This window comes from Microseira wollei NIES-4236 (genome assembly GCF_020521235.1).
GTDB lineage: Bacteria > Cyanobacteriota > Cyanobacteriia > Cyanobacteriales > Aerosakkonemataceae > Microseira > Microseira wollei.
Genome location: NZ_BLAY01000028.1, coordinates 1 through 21,619 on the forward strand (window position 1 = coordinate 1; position 21,619 = coordinate 21,619).

21 protein-coding genes are annotated in these 21,619 nt (G+C 46.5%); 14 read left to right on the top strand and 7 right to left on the bottom strand.

From position 1 onward, the window contains the following. Positions 1 to 313: 313 nt before the first annotated feature. Positions 314 to 2,446 carry an NAD(P)/FAD-dependent oxidoreductase gene (locus tag MiSe_RS11145; RefSeq protein WP_226578838.1) on the bottom strand — a complete coding sequence of 711 codons (2,133 nt, stop codon included), beginning with the start codon at positions 2,444 to 2,446 and terminating at the stop codon, positions 314 to 316. Between the two features lie 152 nt (positions 2,447 to 2,598). On the opposite strand from MiSe_RS11145, the gene MiSe_RS11150 reads away from it, so the two are divergent. After that, on the top strand, positions 2,599 to 2,832 hold the full coding sequence (locus MiSe_RS11150; RefSeq protein WP_226578840.1) for a hypothetical protein: 234 nt from the start codon (positions 2,599 to 2,601) through the stop codon (positions 2,830 to 2,832). Positions 2,833 to 2,878: 46 nt separating this feature from the next. Continuing rightward, on the top strand, positions 2,879 to 3,613 hold the full coding sequence (locus MiSe_RS11155) for a phosphatase PAP2 family protein (RefSeq protein ID WP_226578842.1): 735 nt from the start codon (positions 2,879 to 2,881) through the stop codon (positions 3,611 to 3,613). A gap of 13 nt (positions 3,614 to 3,626) precedes the next feature. Here MiSe_RS11155 and MiSe_RS11160 read toward each other — a convergent pair whose 3' ends face one another. Next, positions 3,627 to 4,178, bottom strand: a complete 552-nt coding sequence (locus MiSe_RS11160; protein ID WP_226578844.1) for an MgtC/SapB family protein — start codon at positions 4,176 to 4,178, stop codon at positions 3,627 to 3,629. 378 nt (positions 4,179 to 4,556) lie between these two features. Between MiSe_RS11160 and MiSe_RS11165 the strand changes: the two genes are divergently transcribed. From MiSe_RS11165 to MiSe_RS11175, 3 genes are all read left to right on the top strand, one after another. Beyond that, entirely contained in the window at positions 4,557 to 6,455 is a 1,899-nt protein-coding gene (locus tag MiSe_RS11165) for a M28 family peptidase (RefSeq protein ID WP_226578846.1), read from the top strand. Positions 6,456 to 6,567: 112 nt separating this feature from the next. Beyond that, on the top strand, positions 6,568 to 7,623 hold the full coding sequence (locus tag MiSe_RS11170; RefSeq protein ID WP_226578849.1) for a M4 family metallopeptidase: 1,056 nt from the start codon (positions 6,568 to 6,570) through the stop codon (positions 7,621 to 7,623). A 199-nt stretch (positions 7,624 to 7,822) separates the two neighbouring features. Next, on the top strand, positions 7,823 to 8,125 hold the full coding sequence (locus tag MiSe_RS11175; protein WP_226578851.1) for a protealysin inhibitor emfourin: 303 nt from the start codon (positions 7,823 to 7,825) through the stop codon (positions 8,123 to 8,125). A gap of 1 nt (position 8,126) precedes the next feature. Here the strand turns inward: MiSe_RS11175 and MiSe_RS11180 are convergent, their stop codons facing one another. Beyond that, positions 8,127 to 9,188 (bottom strand): hypothetical protein, encoded by a 1,062-nt coding sequence (locus MiSe_RS11180; protein ID WP_226578854.1) that lies wholly within the window; start codon positions 9,186 to 9,188, stop codon positions 8,127 to 8,129. Between the two features lie 278 nt (positions 9,189 to 9,466). Between MiSe_RS11180 and MiSe_RS11185 the strand changes: the two genes are divergently transcribed. The 3 genes from MiSe_RS11185 (at position 9,467) to MiSe_RS11195 (ending at position 10,560) form a co-directional block, all read left to right on the top strand. Next, positions 9,467 to 9,745, top strand: coding sequence for a BrnT family toxin (locus MiSe_RS11185; protein ID WP_226578857.1), 279 nt, complete (start codon positions 9,467 to 9,469; stop codon positions 9,743 to 9,745). Further along, positions 9,726 to 9,980 carry a hypothetical protein gene (locus MiSe_RS11190; protein WP_226578860.1) on the top strand — a complete coding sequence of 85 codons (255 nt, stop codon included), beginning with the start codon at positions 9,726 to 9,728 and terminating at the stop codon, positions 9,978 to 9,980. Before MiSe_RS11185 ends, MiSe_RS11190 begins: the two co-directional genes overlap by 20 nt. A gap of 199 nt (positions 9,981 to 10,179) precedes the next feature. Next, the gene (locus MiSe_RS11195; protein ID WP_226578862.1) at positions 10,180 to 10,560 is read left to right on the top strand and encodes a hypothetical protein; all 381 of its coding nucleotides are present in this window, start codon (positions 10,180 to 10,182) and stop codon (positions 10,558 to 10,560) included. A 93-nt stretch (positions 10,561 to 10,653) separates the two neighbouring features. Here MiSe_RS11195 and hemW read toward each other — a convergent pair whose 3' ends face one another. Continuing rightward, positions 10,654 to 11,931, bottom strand: coding sequence for a radical SAM family heme chaperone HemW (gene hemW / locus MiSe_RS11200; protein ID WP_226578865.1), 1,278 nt, complete (start codon positions 11,929 to 11,931; stop codon positions 10,654 to 10,656). Between the two features lie 742 nt (positions 11,932 to 12,673). Here hemW and MiSe_RS11205 point away from each other — a divergent pair. Continuing rightward, a complete protein-coding gene (locus MiSe_RS11205) occupies positions 12,674 to 13,759 on the top strand; it encodes a PIN/TRAM domain-containing protein (RefSeq protein WP_226578868.1) in 1,086 nt (361 codons plus the stop codon). A gap of 65 nt (positions 13,760 to 13,824) precedes the next feature. Here MiSe_RS11205 and MiSe_RS11210 read toward each other — a convergent pair whose 3' ends face one another. Next, a complete protein-coding gene (locus MiSe_RS11210; protein WP_226578870.1) occupies positions 13,825 to 15,072 on the bottom strand; it encodes a vWA domain-containing protein in 1,248 nt (415 codons plus the stop codon). Between the two features lie 206 nt (positions 15,073 to 15,278). Between MiSe_RS11210 and MiSe_RS11215 the strand changes: the two genes are divergently transcribed. The 4 genes from MiSe_RS11215 (at position 15,279) to MiSe_RS11230 (ending at position 18,074) form a co-directional block, all read left to right on the top strand. Next, positions 15,279 to 15,965, top strand: coding sequence for an ATP-dependent Clp protease proteolytic subunit (locus MiSe_RS11215; protein WP_226578872.1), 687 nt, complete (start codon positions 15,279 to 15,281; stop codon positions 15,963 to 15,965). A 15-nt stretch (positions 15,966 to 15,980) separates the two neighbouring features. After that, a complete protein-coding gene (locus tag MiSe_RS11220) occupies positions 15,981 to 16,649 on the top strand; it encodes an ATP-dependent Clp protease proteolytic subunit (protein ID WP_226578874.1) in 669 nt (222 codons plus the stop codon). A gap of 53 nt (positions 16,650 to 16,702) precedes the next feature. After that, positions 16,703 to 17,293, top strand: a complete 591-nt coding sequence (locus MiSe_RS11225) for an ATP-dependent Clp protease proteolytic subunit (protein ID WP_226578876.1) — start codon at positions 16,703 to 16,705, stop codon at positions 17,291 to 17,293. A gap of 169 nt (positions 17,294 to 17,462) precedes the next feature. Next, positions 17,463 to 18,074 (top strand): J domain-containing protein, encoded by a 612-nt coding sequence (locus MiSe_RS11230; RefSeq protein ID WP_226578878.1) that lies wholly within the window; start codon positions 17,463 to 17,465, stop codon positions 18,072 to 18,074. Between the two features lie 184 nt (positions 18,075 to 18,258). On the opposite strand, the gene MiSe_RS11235 is transcribed toward MiSe_RS11230, so the two are convergent. Then, positions 18,259 to 18,480, bottom strand: a complete 222-nt coding sequence (locus MiSe_RS11235; RefSeq protein ID WP_226578880.1) for a hypothetical protein — start codon at positions 18,478 to 18,480, stop codon at positions 18,259 to 18,261. 132 nt (positions 18,481 to 18,612) lie between these two features. Further along, a complete protein-coding gene (locus MiSe_RS11240) occupies positions 18,613 to 19,074 on the bottom strand; it encodes a DUF2778 domain-containing protein (protein ID WP_226578883.1) in 462 nt (153 codons plus the stop codon). 1,084 nt (positions 19,075 to 20,158) lie between these two features. On the opposite strand from MiSe_RS11240, the gene MiSe_RS11245 reads away from it, so the two are divergent. Beyond that, entirely contained in the window at positions 20,159 to 21,616 is a 1,458-nt protein-coding gene (locus MiSe_RS11245) for a hypothetical protein (RefSeq protein ID WP_226578886.1), read from the top strand. Positions 21,617 to 21,619: the final 3 nt, after the last annotated feature.

A 21,619-nucleotide genomic window follows, 5' to 3' on the forward strand; every position in this document is an offset into this window, starting at 1 on the left:
ACAGAATATTTCCCATGCCGTGCCCTCAGCTGTTGTAGGGGCACGGCAATCATCAAATGTTGGCTGGTACAGAATATTTCCCATGCCGTGCCCTCAGCTGTTGTAGGGGCACGGCAATCATCAAATCTTCCCTTGTACAGAATATTTCGGATGCCGTGCCCTCAGGTGTTGTAGGGGCACGGCAATCATCAAATGTTGGCTGGTACAGAATATTTCGGATGCCGTGCCCTCAGGTGTTGTAGGGGCACGGCAATCATCAAATGTTGGCTTGTACAGAATATTTCGGATGCCGTGCCCCTACGCAGAAATTGCCCTATGCCTGCTGTTCGCCTGCCCACCTACCAGGTGGCACCAGAGCGCTTTGTGCTTTGCGCCCTACACCAGTAGTGTAGGCATAACTCAGCGCCAACAGCCACAGCCACAGGGAAGGAAATCGGGGTTCTAAAACTGGCTGTAGGCGTCGCAGCAAAGTAGGGAACCAACCTGCCAACAACCAGCCGATGAAAGCACTGATGGTAAAGTCTAGATAGCTGCCTACCCAGCGCAGGAAATCTTTTGCCCCAGCAAGTTCCCAAATCCAAACTATTAACGCCGGGTTGATTCTGGCTGCTTTAAGTGCGAGTCGGTTAAAAGTCAGCCAGTTGGTTCGGTCTTTAATAAAAGTTTCCGCCACGGGGATGGGTTCGGCTGCCAAAATACCAAAAAAGGTATTGAGCATTGAGTTAATTCGCTGGGGCGGCAAGAAGCTTCCAGTGGGAACCATCATGCCTTTAGAAAATAGCCAGGTGACCGAAATATTGCTTTGATAGGCGCGAATTTGGTTCAAGTGTTTGGCGGAAAGCAAATCGTATTTCAGCGCCGTATCCAACAATTCGGTTAAGCGTCCGAGATTGCGAACTAAAGAGCCAAATCCGGTAAAAACAAGGGGAGATTGGAGCGAGGCGGCGTCGCCGATGGCGATGAGACGGTCGAAGGCAACGGTGCGATCGCGACTCCCGACGCTAAAATGTCCCGGTATATACCCAAACGTCGCCTTTCGCCACACCAACTTATCCATATCGCACCGCCGATACTCTGGCAAAATCTGGAAAAAGTCTTCGTACATCTCTAACAACGAACCAGGATTATCTGGATTTACTTCGTGGTAGTGAAATAAATAAATCGTCAGCGCATCATCTTCGGCGGGAAATAACTCCCAAATCAACTGTCGTCCCCGGGAAATATCCCCGTGACTATAAAGGACATCGCCGTATTGAGAATCCCACACCCCCGGCTCAAATCCTTTTTCAATTACCGCCCCTACCGTCGGACAAACGCTGTCAAAAGCGCGACCTCCGTTTAATTGCCACGCAATCGGCGATGCGGTTCCCATCGCATCTACTAACAGTCGTCCTTTGGCAACTCGCTCGGATTGACTGGGTAAATGTTTAGCTTGAACGACTATCCCATCTTGCCCTACATCTGCCCGCACAAATTCCGTTTCGTCCCAAATTTCACCTCCGGCTGCGGTTAGTTTTTGTCCGCACAATCGCAGCAGTTTTTCTGCATCCAAACCCACATTTAGTACGGTTGGAGTATGCAAAACAGGCGCTTTCAGGTGGGGCGGATTGTTCGCATCAAAAAATTTACTAAACCCGTCTACATATTCCCTGGCAATAATGCTTTCAAACTCAGCCGGGGTAAATAAACCCAAATCGATAACGTTTTGAAACTCTTCGCGGGAAATATTCCATTCCCGATTCATTCTGCCAAACGGTAACCGTTCCAGCAGCAGCACCCGATAACCCAGCCGCGCCATCACCGCCGCGTGAATCACCCCTAAAGCACCACCTACATAAATTAGGTCGTAAGGGGGCAGGTGGGCAGGTGGGCAGGTGGGCGCGTGAGAAGTAGAATCTACATTCTCACCTGCTCCTTTGCTCACCTGCTCACCTGCTTTAAAAATAACTTGCTTCGGCTGCTGCGGATTGCGGACGCTATTGCGCCAGCGTTGCTCCCACCAGTAGACGCGGGTTAGATCGTACTCGCCATTGGGCATTTTCTCAAAATAACGAACCGTCTGCGGATAATGGGGCGCTAGGGCTGCAAAAATCGACTGTTGCGACAAATCGATTGCGGGAGGTTCCGGATATTGATGGGGAAACTGAGTGCGGATTTGGGTTTTCAGGCGTTGGAGAATCTGGCTTTGTTGCGGGACTTTTGCGCCAGTGCGAAACACCTTCAGATAGGTGGTTCGCTGCACCGACCAAACAAAAGCGGATAGTTCGGCTGCGGTTGACGTTTCCGGAATCGTTGTTGCTTCTGATGTAGGTTTGGGAACCCTAAGCAGAAAGCCATCGCGGGTAGCGATCTTTTCTCCGCAGCCTGGGTTAAAGCTTTGTTGTAACCAAGCGCGAACTGCTCCTGTATCCTGGGTGGGAACTTCTAAATAAAGGATTTCTTCCATTGTGCCGCTCTCTATGGGGGTTAACTTAACCAAAAAGGAGGAATTGACAAAGGCTCAAAGTACGGTAAAATTCCGGTTACTTAAGGTTTTCTTAAAAAACTTTACAAGTTTCTCATTTTAATTAAGGTAGTCGCTCCTCTCACTCACACGCCATGAATTATCCCATTCCAGCCAGCCCACAAGAAGTTGCCGCCTTGCGGCAAAAGCCCGTAGACGAAGAATTGGTCGCCGCAGCGATCGCGGGCGTGATTAAGATTTCCCGCAACCAAGGCAAATCCTTAGAACAGTTAACCGCTGAAGTCCTCGCCGATGACAGACTGTTGGATATCCAGCAACGGCGTTGGCTTAAGGATGTGGTTACCCAAGCTTGGGAAAGTTTAGCTTAGTTTAGTTACGTTTCATTGCGGTCTTGACGGTGAGGGCTGATAAATCATGCCTCTGCACTGGTTGCGTCACAAGAGTCGGCAAATTATTCGACTCTGGCGGCAAAAGGGTTACGCTAGACTGCTGCCGCTACTCTCAGCAATTCGAGTTGGAGGTTTGCTAGCAGCTGCCTTAGCGCTGTGGGGGTTCGCACTAATTGCAGATGAAGTATTAGAAAATCAAACTCAGAAATTCGACTCTGCAATTTTGCTGGCGCTATTGCGTCTGCATACGCCGCTGCTAGATCGAGTGATGCCAGCGATTACGTTTCTTGGGCAACCGTCTTTCTTGCTAGTAATATGCCTGATTGTGGCAAGTTGGCTGTTGTTTCGCAGGCACAGATCCGCAGCAATGACGTTAGCGATCGCATGTATCGGTGCTATCGGCTTAAACTTTTTGCTGAAAAACTTGTTTGCCCGCGCTAGACCAATGTTGTGGCAACGTACTGTTGATGTCAGTTTCTACAGTTTCCCCAGCGGTCACGCTATGGTTTCCCTCGTCATCTACGGGATGCTAGGCTATTTGCTAGCTACTCGCTTCCACCGCTGGAGGAAATCTATTCTCAGCGTGACTATTTTATTAATTGCAGCAATTGGTTTAAGTCGGCTTTATCTAGGCGTCCACTGGCCCACTGATGTTATAGCTGGATACGCGGCGGGATTTGTTTGGTTAATTGCTTGTATCTTCAGTTTAGAAGTTTGGCGGCAACGTCGAGCGGTACGTAGTCTTTCTGAGGAAAATTAACCTCAGAACCAAACTACTTGTGAGGCTCTAATATTTTAAAAATACTCAGAACTAACCAACATAGAATTGCGCCCATTAATCCCAATTGCCACAAGCCACATCCAGCAGCAATTCCTAAAGCCGCCGAAACCCAAATAGCTGCCGCCGAAGTCAGCCCGCTCACTGGCATTGACCTCCCATTTGGCTGAGATTCCCGTAAAATTTCCCCCGCACCGATAAAACCAATCCCAGCAGCAATACCCTGAATCACCCGACTAATCGCGTCAAAATTATGTTGGGCTGCACCGAGTTCTAGGGGTATCAAAACAAAGATGGCTGAACCAAAACTCACCAACATGTGAGTTCTTAACCCTGCTGGTTTGTGTTTCAGTTGGCGTTCTAAACCAATAATTGCTCCCAGGATTAAGGAAAGAATTAACCGCCAGAAGAGATTTAACCAATCCTTGGCAGGCAGAGAGTAATTTCCCGTGGCAATTCCTAATATCAATTCAAAATTAACTGCATCTATCTGCGGGATGATTAATTTTAAATACCCGAAGATATAAAATTGAATTCCATCGCTCATGATTGAATCGCCAAGTAATGACGAGGCAAGAGCTTACCTGTGGCTATTGTATCGAGAGCCAGCCGGGATAAGTAGAGCCAGATTGCTCCTAGCGGCAATAGCCAAGCAGATGATCGTGATATTTATTGACTATTTTTAACCATGATAAAATCGCTATCTCGCAAATATAAATTTTGTTTTCAAATCCAATGAATTGATAAATTAAGTTGCTATACCTTAAGAATACCTCTTGATAACGTCCGAATAAGCCCCTGGCTGAAATTAACTTTTATAATTCTGCCAGTAGCTTAACAAAACTTAATTACAAAGAGTTAAAACTTGGGAATGAATCTCATTGTTTTAATTAAAAACATCGATTGAAAGTTGGCAGTTTAAATCATGAGCGACAACAGAGCGCCTGCTGTTTTTTTCGACATTGGCGATACGCTGGGAGCGGCGATCATCTCACCTTTGCCTTATCGCCTTGAAGGTTTGGATGTTTACCCTTATGTGCCAGGTGTATTGGGATACCTGCGCGCTCGCAAGATTCGCATCGGGATTATATCGAATATCGGTGCCGATACACCCGAAAATATCAAGAGAGTGCTGGAAGCGAGCGGAATTTACCAATTTTTAGCTCCGGAACTGCTGATTTTTGGGGCGAAAGATTCCTCAGAAATATTTAAGCAGGCTGCAAGTAAAGCAGGGTATTCTGATAGTTTGAACGAATGTTTATTTGTGGGGGAGGATAGTCAGGAACGGAGTTATGCAAGAGAAGCTGGTTGGCGAGTTGCGCCGCATCCGCTGCTGGCTTGGGAAGTGCTGAACGGGAGCCATTTAAGATATATTCGCGTTGCAGTTCCAGCGGAGAGAAGCGAACAAGAATGGCGGAAAGTAATGAGAAATTTGCCTGTAGTTCCATTGTACGTAACGGGGGAAAAAGGAAGGAAAGTGTATGCGATCGCTTCTACAGATACCGCCGCCAGACTGGATGATTTGGGGTTTGAAGTAGATAGGCTCCTTAGGGAGGATGTGCCTCTAACAACCGAGTTGTATCTGCTGCGAGACGATAGGCAAACGCGCACGGGTTTTCTAGCGCCAGAAGGACATTCCGCCCAGTTTTTTACCGAAAGTGAAACATCGAATTGGGTATTGTCTTCATCGCGTGAAGGGCTTTTCATCGCCTTACCCGCAGGTCGTTCCGTTGAGCAATATCACTTTGAAGAAGCATATCACGGACACAATCTTAAACTGTTGCCCGATCTGAGTTTGCTCGAACCATTTGGAGAGGGCAACAATGCCAGAATGGCGAGCTTTATTCAACTACCAACAGAGGAGCTATCTTTAACTTCTGAGGAATTGGAGAAGCTGCAAGAAATTACTCCCGAACTGATTAATAATTACCTTGACCGTTACAGCGGGATTAAACCACTTAATGCAGCAAGTGATATCAAGATTAAAAGTCGGCACATTCAAAATCCCGATAATGCCTTAGCAACGGAAGCATTAGCAAGGGATCTGATGGCGATAGGTGGTGACAATTTTACAGTCAGATTGTACCCATTCATCCATGAAGGCCGCACTCTGCATAACGTGGAAGCCGAATTGCGCGGTAGCGAATCAGAGGAAATGGTTTTAATTACCGCGCACTTGGATTCTACAGCTGCCTTCAGCCACGATTTCGACCCGCAAAAAGATATTGCCCCCGGCAGAGACGACGACGGTAGCGGCGTTGCGGCGGTGTTGGCAATGGCGGGTGTAATCAAGCAGCTAGGCGAAATTAAACCGCCAAAGCGTTCGATTCGTTTTGTGCTGTTTAATGCAGAAGAACATGGTTTAGTTGGGAGTAAAGCTTATGCGCGAGGACAAGCTGCGATCGCAGCACCGATTGTAGCCGTCTACCAAATCGATATGATCGGCTATAACGTCAAACCTCCTCGTTCTTTTGAAGTTCACGTTGGCTATTTGCCTTCACAAGACGTGCAAAACAGGTCTTTAGTTCTCGCCAAACGCCTGGCAAAGCTAACCGAACAGATATCCCCAGAACTAAAGCCAATTCAAATTTACACCCAACCAGACCCAGCTGCGGGTAGAAGCGATCATGCCAGCTTTCACGAACGGGGATACGCTGCCTGCGTTGTTTCCGAGGATTTCTTCGCTGGGCCAAATTTGGATTCGCCACAACCCGAAGCCAATCCAAATTATCACATGAAATCCGATACAGTCGTCGATATCCAATACGCGACTGACATTGCTCGCGCCATTGCGGCGGCGGCGTGGGTAACCGCGAATTTGTAACAACAATTCGCCCAATATATGGTGTGGGTTTTACAGATACCCATTAAACTAAGCCCACCCCTTTTGAACAGGCGCATTAAATACCTTAATTCACAAAAAACAGGAGACAAAAATGCATACTTGTCACAACCATTTGCATTGCTTTCTTCCGCCTCACGTACTCGATCGTCTATTAGAGTCCGATGACGCAGAAATTCGCCGTCTTGCCCTTGATGCTATCAAGCGATCTGCGGCGGCGCGTGCGATGCGGTTGACACTTTCCAGAATGCCAATAATGGCAGCAATACCGTCACCAGCGGCTACAAAATACCGCCTCGTGTACGACATGAATCATATCAACTTGATGCAACTTCTTCCGGGGAAACTTGTCCGTTCTGAAGGTGACCCCCCAGTTAGCGATGAAGCTGCGAACGAGGCATACGATTATTCTGGAGTTACTTACGATTTCTACAAAGAAATATTGAACCGCAACTCTCTAGACGATCGGGGAATGAGCCTGATCTCCAGCGTTCACTTTGGGACGAGATATAACAACGCTTTCTGGAATGGCGAACAGATGGTTTATGGAGATGGAGATGGCTCGTTGTTTATCAGATTTACTAAAGGTTTGGACGTAGTTGCCCACGAGCTAACCCACGGAGTTGTTCAACATACCAGCAACTTACAATATTTGAATGAATCGGGGGCACTTAACGAACACTTTGCCGATGCGATGAGCGCCTTAGTCAAACAGTGGCATCTCAAACAAGATGTTACTCAAGCTGACTGGATGCTCGGCAATGCTATCATGGGTTCTCGCGTTAAAGCCAAGTGTTTGCGAAGCTTTAAAGCTGAAAAAGCTTACGAGAACGACCCAATTTTGGGAACCGATCCCCAGCCCAAACACATGAAAGATAAATACACCGGATTTGACGATAATGGTGGGGTGCATATTAACTCAGGCATTCCGAATCACGCCTTCTATCTGGTGGCAATGGAACTGGGTGGAAACCCATGGGAAAAAGTCGGGCCAATTTGGTATCAGACACTAAAGAATCTGAATCGATTTAGCGATTTTCAAGAAGCTGCATCAATGACTCATGAAGTTGCTGGGACGATGTTTGGAACTGGCAGCATCGAACAACAGGCTGTTAAAAAGGCATGGGATGCCGTTGGCATTACTGTTTAGCTCAGGACTGGCGCGGGACCTGGCCAGAAACCCGGTTTTTTCGCAGATTTCTGGCTGCCAAACCCACCATTTTTCCTAAAAACCGGGTTTCTTTGTGTAAGTCTTGTATTACTGAGCCGATCGCTCCTCTCTAAATCATCCGCTTTGAATCTTGACCACGATTGAATCGCTATCGGATTGCCAGCGAGGTGTATATAGCATGAAAGTTACATTTCGTCAATCGGGAGGATACGCAGGGTTGAGAATGGGTTGTGAGTTCGATACAGACTCGCTACCCGCCGACGAAGCCGCTAGGTTAGGGTCATTAGTCGAACAGAGCGGTATTATGCAGGCTCAAAGCGGGTCCAATCCGACGGCAAGGGATCTGTTGAATTACGACCTCACCGTCGAAACGAGCGAGGGTAGCCATCATGTATCCTTCGATGACATGACCGTACCACAAGGGGTTGCTCCCCTGCTCGAGTATCTGCAAGAGCGATCGCATCCAGTTAAGAGGGGATGAGCTACTTGGTTTCTACTGGGTAAAACTCCTTTGTATCTTCCGAGTATTCCCAAGCAATTCCCTGTGGATCTCTGCTTTTGCTCCACTCCGGAAAATCCGAATCGTATCTGCGTTTATAAACCGTGCTGGAATGAACTCCCAGTCGGTTCGCAAGTTCGATTTGAATTAGAGAACCAAAAGCCATCAGTTTTTTGGGGGATTTTTCTGCTACTAATGGTTCCAGTTCCTCCTGATCGTCGTATTCAGTCGGCTGCTGTTCTGGCGGCGGTGCTTCCGTTTGCGCCTCTGTTGGCGTATCAGCTTCAGCCGTTAAGGGTTCCGCTTCCCTGGCGACAGTTTCTCCCGGCGCTGCGACTGGCATTTGCTCAGCAGTTGTTGATATTTCCCCAACGCTGGCGACAGTTTCTGGCGGTACTGCCACTGGCATTTGCTCAGCAGTTGTTGATATTTCCCCAACGCTGGCGACAGTTTCTGGCGGTACTGCCACTGGCATTTGCTCAGCAGTTGTTGATATTTCCCCAACGCTGGCGACAGTTTCTGGCGCCACTGCCACTGGCATTTGCTCAGCAGTTGTTGATATTTCCCCAACGCTGGCGACAGTTTCTGGCGCCACTGCCACTGGCATTTGCTCAGCAGTTATTGATCGTCTGAGCGGAATTTCTTTGCGTGTTTCGCTGCCATCAAGCAGGCTGTTTAGGGTGCTGCCGGTTGTAAAATAATACACCGTTCCCTTATCTTCGTACTCAATAGCACGGATACCGAATTCCTTAGCTTTGGCATCCAAGAACCGCTTTGCTGCCGTTCCGGAGATGTTGGCCTTCATTGCCAAATCCAGTGCTGTCAGGCATCCTTGGTTTGCTTGGATTAGCTGGTGGAAAATTGGGTTAAGTTGCAGGCTCCACTTTAGCCATTGGTAGCGCTGCCAAACATTCAAAGCACCGCCTAGCAAAACTAGCACCAGTAGTAGAGGCCAAGCCGTGAACAAGAGAACGATCGCCAGCGCAAAGGGGATAATGAGAATTAGAACGCCACTGGCGCTATCATCGATTACTTTTCCAGCCATGTCTTTTGCTGCAAATTTACTTCATGGCAAATCATCCTTAATTTTGGCAAAAATTGGGATCGCTAGTTTGCCCTGTCGGCAAATTTGCCAAATCTTGCCTCCGGGGGCGCTTTAATCCGGGTTCTTTACCTTCACCTCCCGGCGTTGGCATCCAAGCCGTTGTTGTGCTTGACTTTGTAGCTATACAATGTAACCCGACTGCAAAAGCGATCTCTATGGGTAACTACAGCCAAATGGACGGTAGACGAGTATTGGCAACAATGATTTATCATTAGCGTATGGAGTTTGAGTGGGACGAAGCTAAAGCAGCCGCTAACCTCAAAAAGCACGGTGTCAGTTTTGAAGAAGCCAAGACCGTCTTCGACAATCCACTGGCGGTTATTTTCGATGATAAAGCTTATTCCGTAGACGAGCAACGGGAAATTATCATTGGTCACTCTCAGCAAAATCGGTTATTGCTAGTCAGCTTTACTGAACGTCCCAACAGCATCCGTATTATTAGCGCCCGTCTAGCTACCCGAAAAGAGCGTGAAGATTATGAAGAAAACGCCTTTTGATCGCTCTCCAAACTCTGAGGACGAGCTTTTGCCTGAGTACAATTTTAACTACCAGAAGGCAAAACCTAATCGCTTTGCTACTCAAAGTGGAAAGCGAAAAATGAAAGTCGTTGTGCTAGAAGAGGATGTTGCTCAAGTTTTCACAACACCGGAGTCTGTAAATAAGGTTTTACGGGCGTTAATTGAAACGATGCCTAGAACAATGGACAGTGAAACCGCATCAGACAGTCGATGACTTTAATTTGGTGCGGCAAGCGAGCGCTTAATCCATCCTATAACTACTGATTTCGACTTGAGTTTATCAGCTATATTTATCAGGCTTTTAAACAGGCGTTTATTTATCTTAGGATTTTATACTAGATGTGGGGTGTCACTACGGGTATTATTGGGTATCCTAAGAGAAAGCTAAGCCACAAGCATAAATAGATCCAGACATGTTGCCACATCAGAACGGTTTTGTATCCATTACTGAAGATGGTCAGTTACTTGTTTCAGCTAAGTCAATAGCAGAAGCAAAAATAGCTATTAAAGAATTAAAGCTGAAGAAAAAGGAGTATGCTCTGATAAAAAGAGAAATTTCTCAACAGCAGAAGCAAATTCGTGCAGCGTACACAGATAGAGTACGTCAAAGAGGTTCTAAATTTAGAGGTGGTGGTAGTATCGGTAGTTTTGTACGGACAGTTCAAACAATTAATCGTGATGCCGATCGTCGCCTCTTGGCTCAGCAACTTGCACCATTAGAGCAGAAAAAGAATGTTGTTGAGGCAATTATTAATGCAATCGATTGGGCGATTTTACAAGTCGTATATTATTGAAAATTCATAGCTTATGGATTGACAATAATAAGTACGCGCAAGGCGAAAAGACTAGCGACAGTTGCTAACTTTGAGCGGTGCGTTACGCTGTCGCTAACGCACCCTACGTTTATTATTGTTTGTCTCCAGTTGCTCAAATAAAGCTGCCAAAATTGTATTAGAAAATAAGAATCCTTCTGGGTCTGTTAATTTCAACATACCAGATTTCGGGAATTTATTTAATTCAGATTCTTCATTTAAAATTTCGACCCAACCTTGCTGATAATAGGGTTGCAAACAAGTCCAAATTTCCTTTAACGTCTCTTCTCCAAATTGCTGCAATAAATTAGATAAATCCAAACCTTCTGCTAGACGCAATCCCAGCATCAATGTTTCTAACAAAATATCATTTGCCGATAATTCTGAATCATCTATCTGGCAACCCGATGCTACCCATTTATAATACTCCTGCCTTGTACGAGGTCGGGTAAATCTTTTTCCCTCAACGTAACTCGCCGCACCCATACCAAACCCATAATAGGGGCGATTTTCCCAGTAAACTCGATTGTGGCGACATTGATGTCCGGATTGGGCATAGTTGGAAATTTCATAATGTTCGTAACCGGCATTTGTCAGTATTTGTTGCGCCAGTTTATACATTTGTACGGTCATTTCGTCGCTGGGTAATGGTTTGACACCTGGTTGATATTGTCGCGCAAAAGCGGTCACTGGCTCGACAATTAAGTCGTAAACTGAGACGTGAGTGGGTGCTATTCCTACTACTGTTTCTAATGACTCCTGCCACTGTTGTAAAGTTTGATACGGCAGTCCAGAAATCAAGTCGATGCTGAATGAGGGAAACGCGACTTGACGGATTAACTCAACGGCTGCGAAGATGTCGGCGACGGTATGCGATCGCCCGCTAATTTTGAGCAATTCATCCTGAAACGCTTGGACGCCCAAACTAATTCTATTTACCCCAGCATTTCGATATCCTTGTAGCTGAATTAAATCAAAGGTTCTGGGGTCTATTTCCATTGAAATCTCGGCATCAGATGCAATCCCAAATTGCTTTTCTATGACTGACAGGATGCGATTTAACTGTTGCACTGATACTAGGGAAGGCGTCCCACCCCCAAAGAAAACTGTCTTGAGAGATTCTCCTAATTTTGGCGTTGCTTCTATTTCTTTACATAACCACTCTACATACTGAGAAATTGTGCCGGAGTTTTCGCCACTGAGTTTATCTCCCACTACAGATATCGCAAAATCGCAGTAATAGCACCGCCGCCGACAGAAGGGAATGTGGATATAGGCTGAAGTCGGTTTATTTAGAGATGCTGCCTCTTTTTTTACCGTCGTTAATTGCTGGATCCTGAGGATTGATGACATTTTAACCTAAATACAGTTTGGATTTTTGAATTAATTTATACCAACATTTAGGTAATAATAAGCAGAAGTTGTTCGGGAAACCGGCGACAGGAGTCTCGAAGGGTAGGACGGGGGAATGGTGAGAGAGCGATAGCAGGGTTTGTAGTAGGCGCTTGAGCGCCCGTCGGCAAATCCCAGTCAGGCTTTCCCCTACTTGTACCAAAAAACCTTCGTTTAGGCTACCCTGCATCAAAAAACCAGGACTGACGCCAGGGCGTTGCCAGAAACAAAGGTGAGACCGTCGTTCGCGCTAGCGTTGGGAGGCATATCTCTGGTTGCCAAACCAACGATTTAAGGACTTAGGCAGGCGGGGTGAAAAACAAAGGTGATGCGTCAATCTCGCTGGTGTAAACGCACGATTTTTCGGAGAAACCGGGTTTTTTTGCGTAATTCCTGGATTTTTCGGAGAAACCGGGAATATGGGGGTAAGTCCTGAAAACCTGACTCAATCAGCCTTTGAGCAGATTTATCAGTTTTACCTGTTTGTATTTTGATTAACACTTGTAAATTTAATCAACGGAGCAAGGGAAAATTGTACCAATGTGTAGAGATGTTTACGGTTTTCCGCAATTAATGTGAAACAAAGGACGCAAAGCGTTGAAGATATAATATAAAAGTGGAAAATCAAACGGTTGCGTTTGATTTTAATCGGTTCTTAATGATTCCAACAAAATGGAAATTAAATCCCAATTAGCTGAAGACAATGCTTGACGCAATCATAATTATTTTATTCATCCTAGCAGCAGCGGGGATAGGGTTCCACGGGGTTGATTTGCTACCTTCTGGCGCACTGACGCAAGTGACGAATCTAGAGGGTTTGCGCTGGGTAAACGCCGGTTTTGGAGCCATACTCGGAATTGCCCTTGGTTTAAGCGCCCAAACAACTTACCGGCGCATCGAAAGACAAGTCCGCGAAATGCCTGTAGAAGTCCTGATCACCCGTTCCATAGGCTTGGTAATCGGGCTGTTGGTGGCAAACTTGATGCTGGCACCGGTGTCTTTACTGCCCATTCCGGCGGAGGTCGCTTTTATTCAGCCAGTGGTAGCAGTTTTAGCCAGCGTCACCTTCGGGTTTACCGGCGTAACTTTAGCCGATACCCACGGACGAGCCTTTTTGCGGCTGATTAATCCCAACTCGGTGGAAACCCTGTTAGTCGCAGAAGGCACGCTCAAACCAGCAGCGACCAAGGTTTTAGATACCAGCTGCATTATCGACGGACGCATTGAAGAACTGCTCGATACCGGGTTTATCGAAGGTCAAATTCTGGTGCCGCAGTTCGTGCTGCGGGAATTACAGCAAGTCGCCGATGCCGCTAACGATCAAAAGCGAGTCCGGGGACGTCGGGGACTGGATATTCTTAACCGGATGAAGACGGATCACCCAGAACGCATCGTCATCCACTCGGCGGACTACGACGATATACCCACGGTGGATGCCAAGCTGGTACGTTTGGCGCAGGAAATCAACGGTACTCTGCTGACCAACGACTTCAACTTAAGTAAAGTTGCCAGCGTGCAGAGAGTACCCGTCTTGAATATTAACGACCTAGCGCAAGCGCTTCGTCCTTCTTATCTACCTGGTGACAGCTTGGATCTGAAGATTATTAAAGAAGGCAAAGAACCGAGTCAGGGCATCGGCTATCTGGATGACGGGACGCTAGTTGTGGTCGAAGAAGGAAGTCGGTACGTGGGGAGCCAACTACGAGTAATCGTCACCTCGGCCTTACAAACATCTGCTGGGCGGATGATTTTTGCCCGCCTCCAGGCCGTTGAAGGCATGAAGGTGTAATTGCATCGGTTATAAGGTCATAGTTTATTTGACCAATTACCAATTAGCAATTAGCAATTAGCAATTCAAGAGTCGCTCTGTAACACGGTTTTAGAAACGATGCGGGTTTTCTTGCGATCGCTGTCTGAAAGTTCTTGCCCTTCTTGCAATCTAGTAGCACTGGTTTGCAGGACGGTGGCGGCGTTTTTGTCGCCCATTTGCAGTGCTGTTTTTGCCGCAGTTTGCAGCATCGTAGCAGCACCGACGCGATCGCCTTGTTGTAATTTTGTCTCGGCTAACTGTGTTTGTCGGTATTTCGCCAAGGCCAATATAGACTTTTGTACCTGCGGGTTGAGGACTGGTTGGTAATTTGGCACGAAGTTCGCCTCTACCGGAATCAATTCAGAAAGCAATCCTGTCCGATCGACTCCTGGGTCATCGTAGCGGATTTGCAATCTGGCAATGGTTTGTTTTCCTTCTGGCATCTGACCAATATAAAGGTTAGCCAAGACAACCCGCTCTAAATCGGTCATCAAATCTCCCAGTCGCACGACGAACCGATCCCCCTCCTTTTGGACTGGTAGTTCGATGGTATCGGGTGCTACTTGGGCAATCGGTTTGAGTTCTGCTAGCCGCACTTGGGGCATGAGTTCCAATAACAGGTAAGAATTAGTTAATCCCACCGACTGGATGCGGTTGAACAGCTTACCAAACTCGTCGAGTACTTGTTCCGGTTTGGCGATGTGAGAAAGAGTACCGCGACCGGCATCGGCAATGCGTTCTAATATATCTTGGTTCCAGCGATCGCCAAATCCCAAGGTGTTCACCGTCAGGTTATAGCTGGCAGCGAGTTCGGCTAATTTCAGGCAGCGGTTATTGTCGCCGTGTTCGTTTTCGCCGTCGGTTAATAAAAATGCCTGGGAAATCGCTTCTCGCTTACCCTTCGCCATTTCTTCAATTCCCAGCTTCAACCCTTCATCGATGGCGGTTCCCCCGTCTGCCTTTAGCAGAGCGATTTGGCGTTTAATGTTGGCTGGATTATCAATAACTTGATTAGAGACTAAAACTTTAGCGCGGTGATCGAAGACTACCACAGACAAGCGATCGCCCTGTGAAAGTCGCTCTACAAGGCGTCCGGCTGCCTGTTTCACCGTTTCTAAGGGACGCCCGGCCATCGAGCCAGAATGATCCAAGATTAAGCATAAATTCAGCGGCACATTGCGACTTGGTGCATCTGCGATCGCTCGAATTGACATCTCCAGCTGACGCTGGCTCGATGTCTGATGGGCATCAATATTAACATCATTCCATACTGGATTTAACCCGACTTTCATACCCCAAACTCCAACAATGAGTAATATAGGCTACCTCAAGGCGCGATCAGGACTTTTCGCAACCTACCATTAGCTTAGGCCAATCAAGAAGGATAATAGAACAAGCATAGGTGTTGGGAGCCGTACCGCGTCTGCCTTTATGTATACCCCGCCAGCGCGTTACTATGATTTAAAGAAAGATAGAGCCATTGTTTTGGAACGCGCATATGGACTCACCGATTAAGGCTGTTCAAGCTCCCTACTACGGAGATGCCTCTTTTCGCACACCCCCCCCAGATCTACCGTCCTTAATGTTGAAGGAACGGATTGTTTATCTGGGAACTCCCCTCATTTCCCCTGACGAATACAAGCGTCAAATGGGAGTCGATGTCACCAAGCTAATTATTGCCCAATTGCTCTATCTGCAATTTGACAATCCAGAAAAGCCGATTTTCTTCTACATCAACTCCACAGGTACTTCTTGGTATACCGGAGATGCGATCGGCTATGAAACAGAAGCCTTTGCCATCTGCGACACGATCAACTATATCAAGACACCCGTGCATACGATCTGCCTTGGTCAGGCAATGGGAACCGCAGCCATGATTTTATCAGCGGGAACAAAAGGTTGTCGAGCCAGTTTGCCTCACGCCACGATTGTTTTAAACCAACCTCGGAGTGGCACGCGGGGTCAAGCAACGGATATCCAAATTTACGCTAAGGAAGTGTTGGCAAACAAGGCAGCCATACTGGAAATTTTCTCCAAAAACACGGGGCAGCCAGCGGAAAAAATCGCCAAAGACACTGAGCGGATGTTATACATGACACCCCAAGAAGCCAAAGAGTATGGACTGATCGATCGCGTCCTGGAAAGCAAGAAAGATCTACCTGCACCAATACCCACATTCGCCTAAGTATCTTCCTATCCTATGCCTGTTAATGCAGCACTTCGGGTACCCTACAACATTCCAGGTAGTAACTATTGGCAGTGGGTCAATATTTATACTCGCTTGAGCCAGGAGCGAATTCTGTTCTTGAACCAGCCACTTACTACCGATATGGCGAATTCGCTGATTACCGCAATGTTGTATCTGGACTCAGACGACCAAACCAAACCGATCTACCTTTATATCAATTCTGTGGGCGATCCTGTCCTGGCGGGTATGACGAATGAAACGGTTGGTATGATGTCGATTACGTCTGGCTTGGCAATTTACGACTCGATGCAGCACATCAAGTCAGAAGTTGTAACCATTTGTTTGGGTCAAGCTGTCAGCATGGCAGCTTTTATCCTATCATCTGGAACCAAAGGAAAACGAGTTAGTTTGCCCCACGCATCGATCGCTCTCACCCAGTTTCGCAGCAGAACGCAAGGTCAAGCAACCGACATTCAAATCAACGCTAAAGAAGTCTTGGACAAAAAAGCCGTAGTCCTGGATATTCTGGCGCAAAATACGGGGCAGTCAGTTGAGAAAATTGCTAAAGACAGCGAACGCATTTTCTATATGACCCCCCAGGAAGCTAAAGAGTACGGACTGATCGATCGCGTCCTCCAAAGCACCAAAGAACTGTCTAACCCAGTTCCAGCGTTGACTTAGTTTTGCTCTGGAACTGTTGCAATCAACCTTCAAAGTAACCCCCCTGCAATCCTATGCCTATTGGTATTCCCAGCGTTCCGTATCGCCTTCCCGGTGGTTCCTACGAACAATGGATTTCTCTAGAAGATCGTCTATTTCGGGAACGCATTATTTTCCTGACAGAAGAAGTGGATGATGGCATTGCTAATGCGATCGTTGCTTACTTGCTGTATTTAGATTCCGACGATCAAACCAAGCCGATTTATCTGTATATCAATTCTCCCGGCGGCTCGGTCACCGCAGGCATGGCAATTTACGACACCATGCAGTACATCAAATCTGAGGTAATCACGATTTGTATGGGTCTAGCAGCCTCGATGGGGTCTTTCCTGTTGATGGCTGGGACAAAAGGAAAACGCATGGCTTTGCCTCACTCGCGGATCATGCTCCACCAACCTTCTGGCGGTACGCGGGGTCAAGCTACGGATATTCAGATTGAAGCGAAAGAAATTCTGCGGGTTCGCCGTCAGCTGAATGAAATTTACGCTCAACGGACGGGTCAACCCCTGGAAAAGATCGAGCGAGATATGGATCGAGACTTTTTCTTGTCGGCGCATGAGGCTAAGGAATATGGCCTGATCGATAAGGTGATCGAGGAACGGTAATAAAATTTTGGATTTGGGAATGGGTAATTGGTAATTGGTAATTGGTAATTGGTGATTTTACCCTCGTTACCAGGCTCCTGCCTGGTAACGCAATCCCCAGGCTCCTGCCTGGGAACGCCATTACCGATTACCGATTACCCAATCTAAAATCTAAAATAAACTCCCGATCATGAATCTGGCAGATTGTTACCGATTGTTAGAATTAAATACCGGCGCGTCAATTGCTGAAATTAAAGCTTCTTATCGGCGATTGGCGCGACGGTATCATCCTGATGTTAACCCGACGGATGGGCAAGCGAAGGAAAAGTTTATTGCGATTACTGAGGCTTACGAAATTCTGCTGGCGATCGCACCGACAGTAGAGATACCCAAAGAAAAGCCACCCGCAACGCCTTATAAAGCCGCTGAGTGGTCGCCGCCGCCAAAGGTAACAGTAACAACTCGGAAGGAAAAGCCAGTTACGCCAGAACCTCCGTTATCGGAAACGGATAAACAACTGAAGTGGCAATCTTACGATCAATTGCAACTGCTGCTGAAAACGCAAAAATTTCCCCGCGCGATCGCTTTAGTTGAAGGACTCGCCCAACGCCTACCCCATGACATAGAAGTGCGTCAATGGCAAGCTATTACTTATCAACGCTGGGGGCGTTATCTAGTCAGTCAGGGAGATTTAGATAAAGCCAGAATTTATCTTAAAAAAGCTTTGAAAACAGACCCCCATAATAAATCCCTCTGGTATGAAGTCAAGCGAGATTTCGACCGAATGGAATATTTGTATTAATTAATGGGTCATTGTTTATGATGGAAATTATTATCGTTGCAGGAAAGGAAATGATAGGGAATTAACCCGATCATTTCCACTTTTCTGGAGTAAACCTAACTAGAGAATCCAACTGGATCGGCTAACAACCCCAACTGCTCAAGAGTCGCTAGCCTGAGAACACCATCTGCAATCAAAAAGTTCGCTACTGCTTAATTTCTTTCTCTTCTGCCTCCTCTGTGGTAGGAGGACTCTTTGCCGGACGCTGCACAACATAACCCAAAAATACCGTAGCAATCCCGCCGACCGTCCCAGCAATTTTTTTATCAACCACCCCCTGGGTACTTAAAACTGTTGAGATTCCGGCGATCAAACCTAGAATAGTACCTAGTGTATCCAGCTGATTTTTGTTAAATTTGAGACTCATATTTAGATCTCCGTCATACTGGTCAAAAAGATTAAGTTTTTGTCAAACAAGGCTGAAAGTTTCGATAGCAAAGCTTTCAGCCTTCAGCAGCAAGAAATTCCTGACGGGAATTCAACGGGAGAGAATGCTAAATCAGGAATAACTTACTTGCACGGGAATGGAATTCACGCCAGACTTAGCAATTTGCTCCATGCGATCGCACAAAGCATCAAATCCCGACTTGTTCTTCAAAACAATGCAACCCGCAGAACCAGGCACGTTGGCATCAAAATGGATGCCAAATTCTCCCCTGGTTACACCAGAGGAAGACTCCACCGGATCTGGCGTAATGTGGAAGAACATTCCTTCGACTCCTTTGGTAGGAACGTAGTAAGGAGTAGTGGGAATGCGATACTCAAATCCCTGGGGAATTGGCCCTCTTGCTCGCGTCCACTGGTCTTCCTTGCCTTGATATCCAGCAATTCCCGATGTAGCCAGGTAATTGATATCATTTCCGTCTGGGTAAACCAGTTGGAGGTTGCCCCATAAAAGGCTGCGGGAATCGTCCAAATCCATTGAAAAAATCAGTTTATATCCATTACCGTTATTAGACATTGTTGTACTCCTTGAATGGTTTTTGAGTGAGAAGAAATCTGTCCTCTTTCTTGATTTTTAATAGTTGTAGTTGAAATCAAGTTATGCACTTTTTCAGATAGAAATGGGAAAGAATGTCAGTGCTATCCTGTCTAGTAAGTAGGTGAATATAAATAAACTCACCACAATGGCGGGCGATTATCCCACCCCACAAGAGTTGAAAGCTTTGTGGGGTGGGCGTCCCGCCCGCTATAGGATGAGATAGGGCCCACCCCACAAGAGTTGAAAGCTTTGTGGGGTGGGCGTCCCGCCCGCTAGAGAATTAGATAGCTATTTAACTGGTTCGTGGTAGCGCAAACAGCGAAGACAGCGCTACTACTAACCATTCAAGTCAGAACTGCATAAGCTCAAAACCCTGGCACCTATTTACCTAATGTAATTGGATCGGGAGGTAAGTTAAATCAGATCTTGCGTCAGCCTCCCAACCCGCCCGGAAATAAATTTCCGGATTGTAGAGACGTTACATGTAACGTCTCTACAAGTCGGTTAAAACCGACTCAATGCCATCAAACCAGTTTGTTTTAACGGACTTTCGCTGTCAGCTTTGGAATTTATTCTCTGGCGGGCTATGAGATTGGTGCAAGATCTCAATTACAGCCGATTGCTTTTCGTGTGAGGTACAGCCTTTTGGCGCAAGGCAAGTATAGCGGCAGCAAAAATGGCAGCGCGCTTGACAAACTCAGGTGTACCATCACCGCCTGCAATCCGCTATAAGTAAGTATCTGGGTATGAATACAGAGCATTCAAGTCGAGCGCAAAAACCCGGTTTCTGATGCGGTCAAGACTGATATTTCGTTACCATAACTCAAAGAAACTGGGTTTTTTAGCCCGAGACACTATTCCTCTCAAGTCTGACGATCTCACCCAAAACAGTGAGGTAATTGACCGAATAAAGATGTTAAGTAAGTAGTGGAATAAATGCAATCAAAACCTAACTCCCACTTCCATAAGTTGAAGGGAAGAAAGAGCTTTTCACTCGGAGCGGTGGCAGAGTTTATCCGTTTAATTCTCCCGATCTACTTAGTTTGAGGATACTGTGTTAGCTATGGATGCTTCATCAAGATACTGGAACTGCCGAATTAGTCTAGCTCGCGAAAATTTGGGATATGAATATCGTTTGGTTCCGACTGCACGGGAGTTTTTTAACAAACAATTTATGGAATTAGAAACAAAATCAGAGTTATCGAATTCAATCCAGGGTCAAAATGGGGATATCCAAGCCGTTCTGCTATCATATTTTCATGCCAAAAATTATTCTGTTGATGCCACCAGTCGTGCCCAAGCAGGACTTTGTCTGAGGTGCGATGTTTCTTACCCGATTCTGAAAGCTTGCCAAAAAATCGACAATCTGTTCGGGGGTGAAAAGCAATTCACTTACCGGGATTTGCTGCCATTTGTTCTCAATGATGATGGGCAAACTCCGATCGTTTTAGACAGAGATGGGAAAACTCAACTCATCCTGGATAATAAGGGTGAAGCTAAGACAACGCCTTATAAGTTTTTTACCGTTGAGATTCTGCGAACCTTTAAGCGGAATTCCCAGTCCAGCATGAGTTTGGAAAATTGGGCTTACTTGCAAACTAAACAAAATCCAGAACTGAAAGATTTTCTATCAGAATTTGGCTTTAAACAACTGAGCGACTGGGCGCTTTTGAATCGAGCGAGACCTACACAACTCGAACGGTTATCGGTGCGCGATCGCATTATCGTAGAAGTCTTTCATGCCGTCTACCGTCGAGACAGGCGTCAGCAACCAAAAGGCGCAAAAAAATGTCCGGACCCCTGCAACACTCAACTGCAAGAAATGCTGACCCGCCTGCAAGAACGAAATGTCGCGATCAACACCACGATCGAGTTGATGAAAGAACTTAGACAGGTAGCAAAGCAACTGAGACAGTATGACATTTGGAGTTACAGAGAACCGCTGGAAATCCAAGACCCCGATACGGGAGATTGCGTACCCAGACCCGATTTACCTCACGATTCCATCAATGAATTAGAGGTGGAACACCGGGAAGTTTCGGAGTTTTTCTATCAGCAACTGCGGTTAGCATTGTCTGGTGCAATAGAGAAAGAGATTGGCGATCGCATCACCACCTTGCAAAAAAGCAAAAAGTATGCTTCTTTCGCTCAAAAATTCATCCCAGGTTTGCAACTCTATTACTGTCAATGCCTGTCTCTGAAGGAAATTGCACCCTTGTTGGGAATGACCAGTTGGGATCAAGCGAGGCGGGTGTTGAATCCAGGGGAACTTCTTACCAAGGTTCGGGCTTCCTGCGTGCAACAAGTTCTCGACAAGATGTTAAAAAAGGCTCAAGATATGGGTCTGACCAAAATTCCCCCCGAACCAGACTATCTCAAAAACTTATCCGAGCAAATTGAAGCTTTTGCTGATGCAGAAATTTTCCAACAAGCAGCAGAAGAAATCCAAGCGGGGAAGAACCGTTCGATGGACAGCATATATGCCCAACAACTTCGTTTTTACTTTGAACAACATCAATGAGAA